General features: G+C 35.4%; 13 protein-coding genes and 1 pseudogene. 6 read left to right on the forward strand and 8 right to left on the reverse strand.

The window, feature by feature from the left end; all coding sequences use genetic code 11:
- Positions 1 to 450: 450 nt before the first annotated feature.
- Entirely contained in the window at positions 451 to 1,632 is a 1,182-nt protein-coding gene (locus tag ACIGHG_RS11355) for a serine hydrolase domain-containing protein (RefSeq protein WP_396548491.1), read from the reverse strand.
- Positions 1,633 to 1,811: 179 nt separating this feature from the next.
- Positions 1,812 to 3,308, reverse strand: coding sequence for an N-acetylglucosamine-specific PTS transporter subunit IIBC (gene nagE / locus ACIGHG_RS11360; RefSeq protein WP_396548493.1), 1,497 nt, complete (start codon positions 3,306 to 3,308; stop codon positions 1,812 to 1,814).
- A 401-nt stretch (positions 3,309 to 3,709) separates the two neighbouring features.
- Here nagE and glsA point away from each other — a divergent pair, with 401 nt between their 5' ends.
- A complete protein-coding gene (gene glsA / locus ACIGHG_RS11365; protein WP_396548495.1) occupies positions 3,710 to 4,639 on the forward strand; it encodes a glutaminase A in 930 nt (309 codons plus the stop codon).
- A 178-nt stretch (positions 4,640 to 4,817) separates the two neighbouring features.
- The gene (locus ACIGHG_RS11370; protein ID WP_336472844.1) at positions 4,818 to 5,159 is read left to right on the forward strand and encodes a DUF3969 family protein; all 342 of its coding nucleotides are present in this window, start codon (positions 4,818 to 4,820) and stop codon (positions 5,157 to 5,159) included.
- Between the two features lie 47 nt (positions 5,160 to 5,206).
- Here ACIGHG_RS11370 and ACIGHG_RS11375 read toward each other — a convergent pair whose 3' ends face one another.
- Together ACIGHG_RS11375 and ytaF are read right to left on the reverse strand one after the other, a co-directional pair.
- Entirely contained in the window at positions 5,207 to 5,365 is a 159-nt protein-coding gene (locus ACIGHG_RS11375; protein WP_020061179.1) for a hypothetical protein, read from the reverse strand.
- A 307-nt stretch (positions 5,366 to 5,672) separates the two neighbouring features.
- A complete protein-coding gene (gene ytaF, locus ACIGHG_RS11380) occupies positions 5,673 to 6,311 on the reverse strand; it encodes a sporulation membrane protein YtaF (protein WP_396548618.1) in 639 nt (212 codons plus the stop codon).
- 97 nt (positions 6,312 to 6,408) lie between these two features.
- Between ytaF and ACIGHG_RS11385 the strand changes: the two genes are divergently transcribed.
- Positions 6,409 to 7,077, forward strand: coding sequence for a DUF1232 domain-containing protein (locus ACIGHG_RS11385; protein WP_336472845.1), 669 nt, complete (start codon positions 6,409 to 6,411; stop codon positions 7,075 to 7,077).
- Positions 7,078 to 7,138: 61 nt separating this feature from the next.
- On the opposite strand, the gene ACIGHG_RS11390 is transcribed toward ACIGHG_RS11385, so the two are convergent.
- On the reverse strand, positions 7,139 to 8,554 hold the full coding sequence (locus tag ACIGHG_RS11390) for an amino acid permease (RefSeq protein ID WP_336472846.1): 1,416 nt from the start codon (positions 8,552 to 8,554) through the stop codon (positions 7,139 to 7,141).
- Between the two features lie 429 nt (positions 8,555 to 8,983).
- Positions 8,984 to 9,238, reverse strand: coding sequence for a biotin/lipoyl-containing protein (locus ACIGHG_RS11395; RefSeq protein WP_090916918.1), 255 nt, complete (start codon positions 9,236 to 9,238; stop codon positions 8,984 to 8,986).
- A 281-nt stretch (positions 9,239 to 9,519) separates the two neighbouring features.
- Between ACIGHG_RS11395 and ACIGHG_RS11400 the strand changes: the two genes are divergently transcribed.
- Both ACIGHG_RS11400 and ACIGHG_RS11405 read left to right on the forward strand, forming a co-directional pair.
- The gene (locus ACIGHG_RS11400; protein ID WP_336472847.1) at positions 9,520 to 10,923 is read left to right on the forward strand and encodes a sigma-54 interaction domain-containing protein; all 1,404 of its coding nucleotides are present in this window, start codon (positions 9,520 to 9,522) and stop codon (positions 10,921 to 10,923) included.
- Between the two features lie 472 nt (positions 10,924 to 11,395).
- Positions 11,396 to 12,064, forward strand: coding sequence for a CPBP family intramembrane glutamic endopeptidase (locus tag ACIGHG_RS11405; RefSeq protein ID WP_396548499.1), 669 nt, complete (start codon positions 11,396 to 11,398; stop codon positions 12,062 to 12,064).
- Positions 12,065 to 12,323: 259 nt separating this feature from the next.
- Here the strand turns inward: ACIGHG_RS11405 and truA are convergent, their stop codons facing one another.
- Together truA and ACIGHG_RS11415 are read right to left on the reverse strand one after the other, a co-directional pair.
- Positions 12,324 to 13,061 carry a tRNA pseudouridine(38-40) synthase TruA gene (truA, locus tag ACIGHG_RS11410; RefSeq protein ID WP_336472849.1) on the reverse strand — a complete coding sequence of 246 codons (738 nt, stop codon included), beginning with the start codon at positions 13,059 to 13,061 and terminating at the stop codon, positions 12,324 to 12,326.
- Positions 13,062 to 13,447: 386 nt separating this feature from the next.
- A pseudogene (locus ACIGHG_RS11415) lies at positions 13,448 to 13,666 on the reverse strand (DnaD domain-containing protein); the annotation flags it as partial.
- Between the two features lie 370 nt (positions 13,667 to 14,036).
- Here ACIGHG_RS11415 and ACIGHG_RS11420 point away from each other — a divergent pair.
- Entirely contained in the window at positions 14,037 to 15,482 is a 1,446-nt protein-coding gene (locus ACIGHG_RS11420; RefSeq protein WP_336472850.1) for a L,D-transpeptidase family protein, read from the forward strand.
- Positions 15,483 to 15,573 lie beyond the last annotated feature (91 nt).

The raw sequence follows: 15,573 nt of genomic DNA on the forward strand, positions 1-15,573 counted from the left end.
ACCTCCTTATTTTTTACATATTTTTATTATTATCTCATTCCCAAACACTTTTTCCAAATGTATACATCCATTTTAATGTTTCACCATATAAGTAGCGGCTAGGCAAAATACAACATGACCTACTCTCGCTTTCTCCTTTTGTTTCAAACCTCGCACGTGGCAAGAACAGGCACTGACCGCTTCTATCCATGGCCAGATGCTCTCGCCCACCTAAAAAAGGGGGGATATATCCATTTTAATTTTTCGACATACAAATCACGGTTATGAAAAATACAACATAACCTGCCCTCGCTTTCTCCTTTTGTTTTAAACCTCGCACGTGGCAGGAACAGGCACTGACCGCTTCTATCCATGGCCAGATGCTCTCGCCCACCTAAAAAGAAAAGGTTTTTAGGTTTCACAAAAATCCCCATATAAAACTACAAAAAAGCTATCTCGTAAGATAGCTTTCTAACCTTCTACATGCCGTACCTTCGTATAAATATCATTACTTACGGTACCAAACGATTTAATATTATTTTGAATGTTAGATAATAACACAACATACGTATTTCCATCTTTACTAAAACTATTTAAACAATTCCACCCTGGCATAACGCCATGATTTGAATAACTACCAGGGTCCACATACCAGCCGAAACCATAATCCTTTTTAAATGCTGTAAACATTTGATGATAACTTTCATTCGAAATAAGCTTTCCTGTAAATAAAGCTTGATCAAATAAATATAAATCATATGCAGTCGTATATATATCACCACAGCCAAATAATTGCGACATACTTGGTAAAGCTGGTGTTGTCATTTTATTATCTACAATTTTATAACCAGTAGATGGATATTTTCCTTGTTGAAACTTATCACCGAACCCTGAATGTTTCATACCGACTACTTCAAAGATATTCTTTTGAATATAATCTTCAAGGGATTGTCCACTCACTTTCTCGGCGATATACGCAAGCACAGAATAATTAGAATCGGAGTATTTCCATTTTGATCCGGGCGGGAATGCCAATTTTTGCTTTCCTATTCTTTTGATTAGTTCCTCATGGGTGATTTTCTCTGATCCCTCACTGTACTCCGGAATCCCTGATGTATGCGTAAGAAGATGTACTAATTTAATTTCTCCTCCCCTTGGAAAGTCAGGAATGTATTTTGCGACAGTATCTTCTATGTTTAATTTATTTTGTTCTTTCAATTGCATAATAGAAGTTGCGACGAAAGCTTTTGTAATTGAACCAATATAATAGGATGTCTCTGAATTATTAGCGACATTTTTTTCTTGATTGGCAAGTCCATACCCTTTGTTCAAAAGAACCTTTCCGTTTTTTACAACAACCGCTGTACCACTAAAGTTTTTACTCTTTACATACTCATCTAATTCGGCATTATTATTTATTTCTTGCGGAGGTTGCTCAGCTATCAATTCTTCTTTTGGTTTCTCTACAACTTCTTGTTTTACTTCTTGCTTTACTTCTTTTTTCACTTCTTTTTTTACTTCTTTTATTGCTTGTAGCGTTGCCTTTTCTTTATTATTAGAAGTAACTTTCGTATACCCCCAATATACAAGGGCAAACAACAGACTGAGAATAATCGTGCGTTTGATATATACAATCGGTCTGCGAGATTTCATAACAATAAAACCTGCCTTTTCACATAGTGGCTCATTTCACATCTTACTTTATCACGCAACCAGTATTTTACCAACGTTATGCGCAAAAAAATAAAAAAGAGCACCCAAAATGCAAGATAGCCGTTACATTCGTAATAAAAAATCCCTCATTTATCAATGAGAGATTTTTTTCATATTCCTTATACATGCTTCTTCATATCATCAGCAACAGACTCAACATTTGTCCCAACGATAACTTGTATGCTTGTATCACTTAATTTCATAACACCTTTTGCACCAGCACGTTTTAATGCTTGTTCATTTACTAAGTTTGCATCTTTGACTTGTAGACGAAGACGAGTGGCACAGTTGTCGATAACAGTTAAATTTTCTTTTCCGCCTAACGATGCTACATAAATTTCACCGATGGAGCCAGCTTCACCTGCTGCAATTGTTCCTTCTTCTAATAACTCATCATCTTCACGACCAGGCGTTTTTAAGTTTAATTTCTTAATTAAGAAATAGAATACAAAGAAGTAAATTGCTGCGTAAACTAAGCCTACACCTGCTAATAATACTGGTTTTGTTGCAATACCGAAGTTAATACCGTAGTCAATTGCACCAGCACTAAATGAGAAACCATCGTGAATACCAAGCTTTGTTGTTACAAACAAAGAAAGACCTGTCAATACAGCATGAATCCCATATAATACTGGTGATAAGAACATAAATGAGAATTCAATTGGTTCTGTAATACCAGTTAAAAATGAAGTTAAGGCAAGACCAATTAACATACCCGTAACTGCTTTACGCTTTTCTGGTTTTGCTGCTGCAATCATCGCAAAACATGCTGCTGGTAAACCAAACATCATGATTGGGAAGAAACCTGTCATAAACATACCCGCACTTGGATCTCCTGCAAAGAAACGAGCAATGTCGCCATTTACAACAGCTCCTGCTGAGTTTGTAAATTCACCAAATACAAACCAGAAGTACGTGTTCATTACATGGTGTAAACCAATTGGAATTAATAAACGGTTTAATAAACCGAAAAGTCCTGCACCAATTGCTCCTAAGTTAACGATACCATGTGCTACCGCATCGATACCGCTTTGAATTGTTGGCCAAATTTCTCCAAATACTAAACCTAACAGAAGCATCACTACAGATGTAATAATTGGAACGAAACGTTTACCAGCAAAGAATCCTAACCATTCTGGTAATTTAATTTTATAGAATTTGTTATATAGTAATCCCGCAACGATACCAGCAATAATACCGCCTAAAATAGCCATGTTAATTTTTGATGCTAACGTTGCCGCTTTGGAAATCTTTCCTAAAGTATCTGCTACTTTAGTTGGATCTACAGAACCAACTAAATCTTGAACACTTTTCAATTTATCGTTTAATTCTGCCGCTGAATACCCTTTACTTAAAGCATCGGTCGTATTTTTCAAAACAAGATAGCCAATCGCACCTGCAAGACCTGCGGCACCGCTGCCATCAACAGACAACCCAACAGCAACACCAATTGCAAAAATAAGTGCTAAATTATCAAAGATTGCTGCGCCGGCTTGTGCCATAACAGGAATATTAAATACGTCAGGCTGCCCTAAGCGAAGTAATAGACCCGCTGCTGGTAATACTGCAATTGGGAGCATTAACGCTTTACCAATACGTTGTAAAAACTGCAACATGTGAATTCCCCCTATCTAAAATTATGAAATCGTTACCATTTGTAAACAAGTTTTAGAAAACGCTTTCTATTACAAAATCATAATAACATATAGTTGTATAGATGTGTAGTTATTATAATCGATTTTTTTATAAATTTATGTTCCTTTATTTAATTCTATATATATCCATTTTAATTTTCTGGCATATAAGTCTCTGCTATGCAGAATAAAAGATGACCGCTTCTATGCGCGGCCAGATGCTCTCGACCGCCTAAAAAGAGGGTTTTCTATTCATTTCCTATATATATAAAGGAAATGAATAGAAGTTGCATTTTATCATTCCTCAATTTCATGTTATTATTTATTTCCACGCTTGTCGGGAAAGTTAAATTTAATAACTAATACAACTAGGGGTGTTTATTATGCAGTGTATCGAGACTAACAACTTACAACAATTATTAGATCAAGTTCAGCCCTATACGAAACAAGGTAAACTTGCAACGTATATTCCTGAGTTAGGAAACGCAAATCCTGATGATTTAGGAATCGCCATTTATCATAAAGACGGCCATTACGTTCATGCCGGAAAATCCCAGACACTCTTTACACTCCAAAGTATTTCAAAAGTAATTACCCTTGCACTCGCACTTTTAGATTGCGGTGAAGAGTATGTATTTTCTAAAGTTGGCATGGAACCAACTGGTGATCCTTTTAATTCTATTATTAAGCTAGAGACAACAAGCCCATCTAAACCATTAAATCCAATGATTAATGCCGGGGCATTAGCTATTACAAGTATGATTGCAGGAAATTCTAATGAAGAAAAAATGGAACGTATCCTTCACTTTGTTCGTGATATAACAGATAATCCTTCCATTAATTACTCTTCTAAAGTTGCCATCTCTGAATTAGAAACGGCTTTTTTAAATCGTTCTCTTTGTTACTATATGAAACAAAACAACATCATTGATGGGAATATCGAAGAGTTAATGGACCTATACACACGTCAATGTGCAATCGAAGTAAGTTGCATCGACTTAGCTCGTATTGGACTCATCTTTGCAATGGATGGTTATGATCCATATTATAATAAACAAATTATCCCCAAACATATTACAAAAATTTGTAAAACATTTATGGTGACATGTGGTATGTACAACGAGTCTGGAGAATTTGCAATTCGCGTTGGGATCCCAGCGAAAAGTGGTGTAGCTGGCGGTATCTTAGGCTGCGTCAAAGGTGAAATGGGTATTGGAATTTTCGGCCCTGCACTAGATGAAAACGGAAATAGCCTTGCTGGACTTAAAATATTAGAATTGCTTTCTGAACAAGAAGGCTGGAGTATTTTCTAAAAAGCGTCTAAAAAGGCGCTTTTTTCTTTATAATTGTGCATATTCTTTGTACAGGTTTGAATAGTATAGTACAACCTAATGTTTTATAACATGAAACTCCCATGCGAGGAATATCTTTAAACTAATCAGCTCTTACGGAAAGTATTCGGTGAACAAACTGGATAAAACGGAGGTACCCATGAAACTCATCCTTCAAACAGAAGATCAGGCAGTTCTTGAGAAGACCATCCTTCTTTTTGTATTAAGTATCGTTGAAAGTTTAAAATTAAAAGTTGTCTCCCTTGATGAAGCCTATCGATACATATTTAATCTAGATGTGCTGGAATTGTTAATGGATCGAAGTATTGATGATAAAGTACTAGAAATTATCCATTTTGGCATTGAATTAGAAGACATTCAAAATTTAATCCCCGAAGATTTAGAACAAAATATCGAAGAGTTAAAATGGCGCTGTATTCAAGTACTAAGTGACTATGAAATGTATGAAGAAACGGAACAATTATTTGAAGATATTCGGTAAGATGAAGCTTCCATTACATGTAGAAAAAGCACCTTTTTAGGTGCTTTTTAATGTTTTTTCAAACTATTTTTATACGTTTCAATATTCACTGGTAATTCTTCCTCTTCTAACGTATGTTCATTTACATCTTTATGAATATACGCACCTTTTGGAGGTTGATGATCGTGTCCTTTTTTCTTATGATCAAAGGATTTACCGCGTCCCATACTAACACCTTCCTTTACCTAAAGTCTATGTTAGTATAAATAAAAGGGCGTCGACATATGCAATAGTTTGTTGTATTTCCGAGGAAATGGTAGAAAATTGTTTTATTCGTTACTTAACGAGCAGTAGAATCGCTTTACTCTATACTTGCTGCTATGCAAAACACACCATGACTCCTGCTCGCTTAATCCTTTTGTTTTTAAACCTCGCATGTGGCAGGAAAAGGCACTGACCGTTTCTATGCACGGCCAGATGCTCTCGTCCCTCCTAAAAAAGGGGTTTTATGTCGTTCTTTAACTTATATAGCTTTCACAAAAGCTGCTTAACTGCAATGATAATAAGCAAAGCTCCAGCAATGATAGTTGCCCATTTCCCTAGATATAGCGCTAAGTATTTTTTACCGATATACGAACAGAACCTAACACATAAGAAGCTAAAACAACCTGAAATTATAGCCGTTATCCACAAATTCAAATTTGTCACACCTGCATCAAAACCACCTGCAATGTTATTAATGGATAATGCAACGCCAAGTACAATTGCTTCTGAAAAGCCAATTATTTTAGACTCATCAAAATCAGCTGCTTCTGGATTACGTAAAATACGCATCAACACATTGCTTTGCTTTCTTTCTCCTTCCTCTTTACTAAGCAGCGGCTGACATAATACCAATACGCCAATACTTCCAAGTACGATAGCGCCTATCGTATTAGCGGCAGCACTTGAAATAAACAAGGAAAGCCAATTCCCGAAAAAACCTGCCAAGAGTGTAAAGAAAAAGCCAAAGAAAGCTATGATAAAATTGTTGAACCATGAGATATGAATCTTCCGAATTCCATAAGCAATGCCTACACCCGCATTATCTAAATTTGAAGCAATCCCAATAAAAAGAATGGAAAGCAAACTTGTTATATACACCAATAAGCACTCCTTTATTGCACTTTTTATTGCATCGTATGCAAATATTGAGCAATTGTGCCTGTCTGTTTCATATACTTTTAATAAAATCTCAACATTTCAGAAACAAAAAGGAGCGCCTAAAACTATGTCTACTCAAAATATAAACCATCAACTCGGTACGGTATTAAAAGAATTGTTACAAGAGCGTTCATTATCGATGCGGCAGTTTGGAACGCTAACCGCTATTGATCCTTCCACCATTTCACGAATTATTAATGGAAAGCAACAAGTGAAGAAAAAGCATCTTCAAAAATTTGCAGAATGTCTACAAATCCCTATACAGTTCTTATATGATGCAACGTATGCCAAACAGCCTCAACAAACTACTGAACCCCAGACTGAAATGTATACATCAATTGATGCCATTCAAAACACATTACAATCCTCCAACTTATTTGATTACAAGTACACAACAACTCGTGTAAAACAAGAGCTTGAAAATTACGAACGCTATGCACAAACAACAGAAGGCACACGCCTTATTCATGAAGGATTCTCAACAAAATTGCAACAACTTGATAGTACAGGTCCTTTCATTGATCAATTAACAGATATGTATCATCAATTTTGCAACAAAGCCATTACACCGCAAGAACGAGTAATTATCGGAAGTGCCTTGCTCTATTTCGTTTTATCAACAGATATTATTCCAGATTACGTATTTCCCATTGGATACTTAGATGATGCAATTGCAGTAGAATTAGCAAAGGAAAAATTAATTGAGATTAAAAACAAATCGGAGAAAGAAGAATAAATGATTCCACATAAAAAACAAAGAAAACCGGGGCAACATGCCCCGATTTTCTTTGTTTTTATTATAAACTATGTACTTCTTTTGTATTCGTTTCTTCAACCTGTTTCATTTTTTTATTCTTAGAAAAATGATAAAACAGTAAGCAAACTAACATAAACGGAATGCCACAATACAATGCCATACGTTGATCTGGAATAAAAGCCATGCTCACAATTACCGTCATATTTAATATGAAAGAAAGAAGCGGCACAAACGGATACAACGGCGTTTTAAATTTCAGATCCTTAATATCCCCGCCTTGCTTTACGTACCTTCTTCTACCTAAAAGATTTGATAAAGCAATAGATGCCCAGACTAGTATTGCACCGAATCCTGCAATTGAAAGAAGCCATAAATAAACTGTATCCTCTGCATATATACCACATAATAAGGAAAGACAACCAACAATCGTACTTGTAATTAATGCATAAATTGGAACACCCTTTTTAGATAACTTCCCAAAAATCGGGCTAATCATCCCTTGGTTCGACATAGACCAAAGCATACGAGAAGTTGCATATAAGCCAGAATTTGCTACTGATAACACCGCTGTAATAATAACGAAGTTCATAATATCTGCAGCATATGGAATCCCAATTTTATCAAATACAACTACAAACGGACTTTCTACTAATCCCGCTTGTTGCCATGGGAATAAGCCAGCAAGTATAAACATCGAAAGTATAAAGAAAACGAATATACGCCAAACCGTGTTATTAATTGCTTTCGGAACGGTTTTCTCCGGATTTTCACTCTCCCCAGCCGCAATACCAACAATTTCAGTTCCCTGAAAGGAGAAGTTGACGGCAATCATTGTAACTAGAATCGCTTTCAGTCCATTCGGGAACAGTCCCCCGTGATCCGTAAAGTTTGAAAGCATCGGTGCTGCTTCATTTCCTTTCATATGTAAAAAACCAAACATCGCTGCACCGCCTAAAATAATAAACGCAATAATCGTAATGACTTTAATACTCGCAAACCAAAACTCAACCTCTGCAAAACTCCGTGATGATAATGCATTAATAGCAAAAAGAAGTACTGCAAAAGCAACGCACCAAATCCAAGATGGAGCATGTGGAAACCAGCGCTTCATTAAAATGCTCACTGCGATTAGTTCAATACCTATCGTAACAGACCAGTTTAGCCATGACATCCAACCGACTACATAACCTACCGCAGGCGAAATATTCTTTGTAGCATACATTTGATAAGATCCTGCATTCGGCATGGCAACTGCTAATTCGCCAAGGCAGAGCATCGTTAAATACATAACAAAGCCCCCAACAAGATACGCGACAAGTGCACCGCCTGGTCCAGCCTCATGAATCGTATAGCCAGATCCTAAGAAAAGCCCTGTACCAATAACCCCTCCAAGTGCAATCATAAATATGTGTCGACTTTTTAGCTCTCGCTTTAACTCCTGGTTTTGCTTTTCCATATGAATCCCCCTTACCCAAAGATGTAAACGCTTTAAAAATAATATAAAAAGAATAAAGTGCATTCTCATTATTAATATAGATTTGTAACAGGAGGGAGATGTTTCAAAAGAAAATCTCCCAATCCAAGGAAATACCGATAACCCGATAGATAGTTGCTACGAAAAATTTTTTATCATTTACCATAATTGTTTAAAAGATTAACAGAAAACAGTACATTATCCAGAGGGACTTTATAAATCCATTTCATTTGGCAACACGTAAGTCGCTGCTATGCACAATACAACATAACCGCTACCTGCTTTCTCCCTTTGTTTCAAACCTCGCATGTGGCAGGAAAAGGCCTGACCGCTTCTATACATGGCCAGATGCTCTCGCCCTCCCTTAAAAAGAAAGGAAGTTTTTATGTCGCTTTTTTTAATTTATATATATCAATCACTTCCTGTGATTAATAAATCATCCCTAACTGCTATTAATAATGTTTCACTCGTGATAGCTTGTCCTTCTTCTACTTCTAGCAATTCCACATAGCCGCTAATTCCCACTTTAACTTCTACTTTTTGTTTATCCATTGTTTCAATTAAAGCCAATTTCTCCCACTCATAAACATAAGAGCTTTCATCAATAAATAATTTTGCAACTCTGCCATAACAAGGACTGTACACGTTTTCTACTACTGTTTTCATCTTTTAAACCTCTCTTCCTTATTAAGTGCGCTTGTAAGCCTTTTAACCCACCTCCAAATTGCTAGAATTCAATTATTATTTATGCAAGATATGTACCAACCTAATTTCTGACTTGAGATTAAGAGTTCATACTGAAAAAACCTTCATTCTACGCAAAATCTTTCTTTTCTCTTAAAGACTTTTAACCTTAAAAGCGCAAATTTTTTTTGCATACTCGCAAAAATTTTATTAAAATTAAGAAAAATCAGTCTTCATAGGGTGTAACAAGGAGAAGATGAAACATGTATACAGAAGAAATCAATTTCAAAAAATTAATTGAAATGAATATGCTATATGAGACTTTACTTAATGAAATTGATATTGGGATTCACATGATTAATGAAGAAGGCAAAACAATCATCTATAATCGCAAAATGATGGAGATTGAATCGATGGATCGTAAAGATGTACTATATAAAAATCTTTTAGAAGTATTTGCATTTGAAGAAAACCAGAATAGTACTCTTATCGAGGCATTAACAGTTGGAAAAGCGAAGAAAAATATAAAACAAACTTATTTTAATAATAAAGGACAAGAGATTACAACGATTAATGATACCTTTCCTATAGTGAAGCATGGAAAAATCAAGGGCGCTATTGAAATAGTAAAGGAGATTCCTCCCTTAAAACAAATTAGTAAAGGAAACGCCATTCGAGGGCATCATACTAAATTTACCTTCGATCATATAATAGGTCATTCTAGCGCCATTCAATCGGTTATTACAGAAGCAAAAAGAGTAACACGTACCTCTTCCTCTGTACTGATTGTGGGAGAAACAGGAACTGGAAAAGAACTATTTGCACAAAGTATTCATAATGAAAGCCATCGTGCTGGAAAGCCTTTTATCTCGCAAAATTGCGCGGCCATACCTGAAACTTTAATGGAAAGCTTATTATTCGGTACAAACAAAGGAGCTTTTACAGGGGCAATCGATAAACCAGGTTTATTTGAGGAAGCACATGGAGGAACTTTATTATTAGATGAAATTAACTCATTAAGCCCAGCACTGCAAGCTAAATTGCTGCGTGCCATCCAAGATAAAACAATCCGAAGAATCGGAGGAACACAAGAAAAAGAAGTAGACGTTCGCATCATAGCTACAATTAATGAAGATCCGATTGAAGCTATTACGCATAATCGTCTGCGAAAAGATTTATATTACAGATTAAGCGTCGTTACTTTATTTCTCCCACCTTTAAGACAGCGTAAAGAAGACATCTTACCGCTTCTTCATCGTTTTATTGAAAAATATAATATGCAGTTTGGCTTACAAGTACAAAGTGTAGATGACAGCGTAATAAATTTTTTCTATCAACACGACTGGCCCGGTAATATACGTGAGTTAGAGCACATCATTGAAGGCTCTATGAACTTAATTGAAGATGAGGACGTTATTACAACATCCCATATCCCAACCCGTTTTTATGAGCTAACAAAAAACGAATTTCCCATTCATCCGCCTCTAGCCAGATGGGAAAACAATCAATCGAAAACTTTAAAGAACACAATAAAAGAAATGGAAAAAGAATATATCATCGAAATTCTTAGCGAACATAATGGAAATATCTCGCAAGCCGCAAAATACTTAGGATTAAGTAGGCAAAACCTGCAATATCGCTTAAAAAAGTATGGGTTGAATACGTAATCTTAGAGGTTTCTAGAAGCGCAGGCGACCATTCTTAAAGATAAAGTGAAACTTCCATCAGTGGGGGTTTCTTCATCTCCCACTGATGGAAAGCCCGCCCAATCGGGCTTTTACGGGCAGTTATCCCCCACCTATCTTCTTCGATTCTCTCTCAACCTTGAGGTGGGGGTCTTACTGCCCGTTAATGCGGGATAAATGGTTTAGATAACGTGGAAAAACAATAGAAACAGTATAAATCGAGTACGAAATCTCAAAGGTTTTATACTCGATTTTTTCTTGTTCTATAAGGGTTAAATGCATGCGTGAACATAAAATCACACTTCGATTACAATCATGACAATAGTTATTACCAAACGGTATTTAGGGTACTATTAAAATTGACATTTAAGAGAAAAAAATCAGAATAATAGGTGAATTATAGTATAATTTTTACAGTTGCAATATTAGTCTTTCACATTTCAGGAGGGGAATAATGGAAATAAAATTACAATCAGAAAGTAAACAGATCGAAAATAATGTAAAAATATTATTAATTTATCTATTTCTATTCAACCCTGTTTGGATTTTTAAAGAATTATGGTTAGTACAGTATATTGAACCATTGAGTGAAGCTACATCCACATTTTTAAATGCATCGATTAAGGTTTTAGTATGGATATTCCCTGTTTGGTTATACATAAAGTATTACTTACACGCTAATCCAATTAAGTATCTAAAAATAAAAAATGTAAATAAAGGTATGTTTTGGGGAATATCTCTTTCGCTACTTCTAGGTCTTTGTTTTGCTTTTGAAATATACATTTTAAATGATCAATCTTTTAATTTTAAATTATCTTTAAATAACTATATGAATGGAATTTTGTTGGTTGGAATTACTGAAGAAATTGTATTCCGAGGCTTCATTTTACAAGAACTTAATAAAATATTATCTTTTTGGAAGGCTAACATAATCACTTCTTTTTTATTTCTAATCATACACTACGTTATTTGGATCTATGATGGTGTATTCTTTGACCTTTGGAGTCATATCTATGTTTTTCTAATTGGCATATTCTTTGGATTAATATTTAAAAAGACAAGATCGCTTTGGTCGGTTATTATATTGCATTCCTTTCATAATTTGTTTGTTAGTATTATGTAATCAAGGAAATTACATTATTACTTTTATTAAATTAACGGGGGCGCTTGCGGAATATAGCTCATTGAAATGATTAAACTGTATTCCATTAAAGGACAAGATTATTGAACGAATTTCAATTTTTCCATAGCAAACTGGGGAAATGATTTGAAGAATATTGTTAAAGCCCAGAGCTTTTTTGCTCTGAGCTTTTTGGTCTGTTATTTAGGATTTTTCCATAATAACTGAATTACTTAACTTAAAAAACGGCCTTTATTTCCCCCTAAAAATCAACTTTCTCCAAATACAATCCACTTGCATCAGCAAGACAATTGATTTGATTTCGTTGTTTTTCCTCTAAAATTTGTGGTATTGCTTCAGCGTCTAACTGACCTAATCCAACTTCTATTAACGCTCCAACAATTTTTCTCACCATATTGTGAAGAAATCCGTTTCCGCTTACTCTAATTTGAACGAAGCCATCCTTTTCCGTTACATCTAATGAATAGATTTCACGAACCATAGATTTTTTCTTCGACTTCGCATTAGAGAAAGCTGTAAAATCATGCGAACCGATAAAATATTGAGCTGCTTTTTTCATACTTTCAATATTTAACTTTTTCCCAACATGCATGCTGTATTTACGCATGAATGGATTCGTATGTTCTTCATTCCAAATCTTATATAAATACGTTTTCGCTTTCGAATTGTAACGGGCATGGAAACGCTCCGAAACTAATTCCACATCAGTAATACTAATATCATTTGGTAAGTATTGATTTAAATACTTTTTCACTTTAGGTTCCGTCAAATTCTCATCAATCTTACAGTTAGCTACTTGATTAAGAGCATGTACACCCGCGTCTGTTCTGCTGCATCCAATGATTTCAATTTCTCTTCCTAACATTTCAGATAATACATTTTCTATTTTTCCTTGAATGGTATTTTCACTATTGCCGAGCCGCTGCCAGCCTTTATAGCGACTGCCATCATATTGAATTGTTAATTTGTAGTTGTTCATTGTTTTCTGTTACTAAGCCTATTCTGTTTTTAGTAACAGACTCACCGCCTTTCTTATATCTAGAAAATACACTGAACCCTTTTAATCAGTGTACCTCTAAACCTCTACATTTAAAAATACCATGATATAAAGCATCATGGTAGATGAGAAATATACAAAAAGACCGATTTTACTCGGTCTCTTGTATACACGCTTAATTATTAAAATTGATCCCCAAAACTTAACCACAACTCCATCGCCGAATCTAGTTCATGATGTAATTCAAGTTTCCTACCATATAGCTGATTAAGCTCCTCATACTCGATATGATCGGCAGCCATGGCTATATCGAGCTGTCTTATTTCATCTTCAAGCCTTTCAATCTTTGCTAACGCCTTAGTCTTTACTGCTTCCTCTACTTCACTAAGCTTCGTACATCCTCTCTCATGCCAGTCCCGTAAAATGCCCTTCACATAAGCAAGCGTATGCTTGCTTATGTGAAGGGCATTCTGGAGTGCTTTCAATACAAGTTCATCTGACAGGTCATCCATCCACGCATTCAGTTCATCCTTTGTATATGGTGACAAGCCGCCAAAGTTTTGTTCATAAAATGTGAATAAATTGCCGTTTCCATAATAGATATAAAGACGAGTGAGGAAATTTGGTAATTTGCTTTTATAAAAAATAACTACTATGATTTTATTTCTTTCGGGATGATTCTTGTAGTAGTAATTTTTTTATTTTGTTTTTGTAATGATTTATTACTTGTAAGGGGCTTTTGATGGGCTTGCAAGGAGATTGTAAGGGGCTATTCAGTGTGAATCGAAAGAATTTGGCTATCATTTTTATATGTCATTCTATTCAAAATCCAAATCCGACCAATTTAATACAATAAAATCTAGTCAAAAATAATGAAAATTTAAGAATAATAAGGTAAACTAATCAATGGTTTTAGTTTAAAATCGGTTGACGTTGATGTATGTGGAGGAATAGCTTATGAACAACAATACAGTAAATGATTCAGTTGAAGAAGTTGATAAAAAACGAGTAAACTCAAGCAAACGTTTTACAAATTGGAAGTTTATCACAGCGGGTGGCGGTATAATTGCACTTCTCCTTGGGGGAATGAGTTATTATCAGACAACTCGTTTCAATTCACAGGTTACGATTAATGACACAAAAGTCGGCGGTCTGACTGCTGATCAGACAATACAGAAATTAAAAATATCTGGATTAGAAAACAAAGTCTATATCGGCCAACAACAAATTTTAGATGAAAAAAATACGCAAACGGAACTTACGGAAGAAGATTTGCCTAAAGTTAAGAAACTATTAAAAAGCCAGTGGACATTTTTCCCTTCCTCAAAGGAAAAAAATTATTCGCTGCTACCGGAAAAGGCGGATCAGTATCGAAGCGAAACGATGAAAAAACTTGTAGAAGAAAAGCTCTTATCTATGAATAAAAATTTAAAAGCGCCTCAAGATGCTATGGCGAAGCTCGAACAGGGCAAAGTTATTATCTCAAAAGGCATTGATGGAAAACAGTATGATGTTGCTGGTCTATTGAAGGATTACGACAAGCAGAAGTATAAAAGTGAAATCCATCTGAAGCCTGTATACATACAGCCTATTAAAGAAAACAATCCGGTTGTCAAAGAAGAGGAGAAAAGGCTACAGGATCTCCTGCAACAGTCTGTTGATTATAAGGTACAAAATGAAGTGTACTCTTTAAAAGCTAAAGATCTAATTAAAAATGCCTCTATGTCAAAGGATATGAAAGTTACAATCGACGCGAGCGACATTAAGAACAAGATTGCTGAAATTAATAATTCTAAATCAACATTAAATAAAGACTTCACATTTAAAACCCATTCTGGTTCGGTCATATCAGTAAAAGGACAAGGCTATGGCTGGGCACTAGATATTGAAAAAGAAACAAGGCAAGTCCAACAAGCCTTTGAAAAAGGCGAAAAATCGCTTTCCGCTTCTAATATTCACGGAAATGGCTGGAATAATGAAGGCATCGGTTATGAAACAACATCGAATAACGGCATTGGAGACACGTATGCGGAAGTGTCAATTGCAGAACAGCAAATTTGGATTTACAAAGATGGAAAATTGGCAGTCACAACGAATGTAGTGACAGGTAAACATAGCACCAATGAAGATACATCACCGGGAGTGTGGTATATCCTCTATAAACGATCACCGTACACACTCAAAGGCAGTGCAGTAGGTAAACCTGATTATTCCGTTAAAGTAGATTACTGGGCTCCGTTCACAAACAGCGGACAAGGGTTCCACGATGCCGGCTGGCGTACAGACTGGGCAAATACTGCCTATTTAACGGGAGGTTCAGGCGGATGTGTCAATCTCTCTCCTAGTATTGCGAAAACCGTGTATGATAATCTCAGTACTTATGAACCGGTTGTGGTGTACTAGTAAATAGCAGTATCTCAAGTATTTTCTTTATAAAAATAAAGAAGCAGGAAATCCTAAGTGATTTTCTGCTTCTTTTTTATTATTTATGTTC

It is taken from the genome of Bacillus sp. NPDC077411 (assembly GCF_044543425.1).
In the GTDB taxonomy this organism is placed as follows: Bacteria; Bacillota; Bacilli; order Bacillales; family Bacillaceae_G; genus Bacillus_A; species Bacillus_A bruguierae.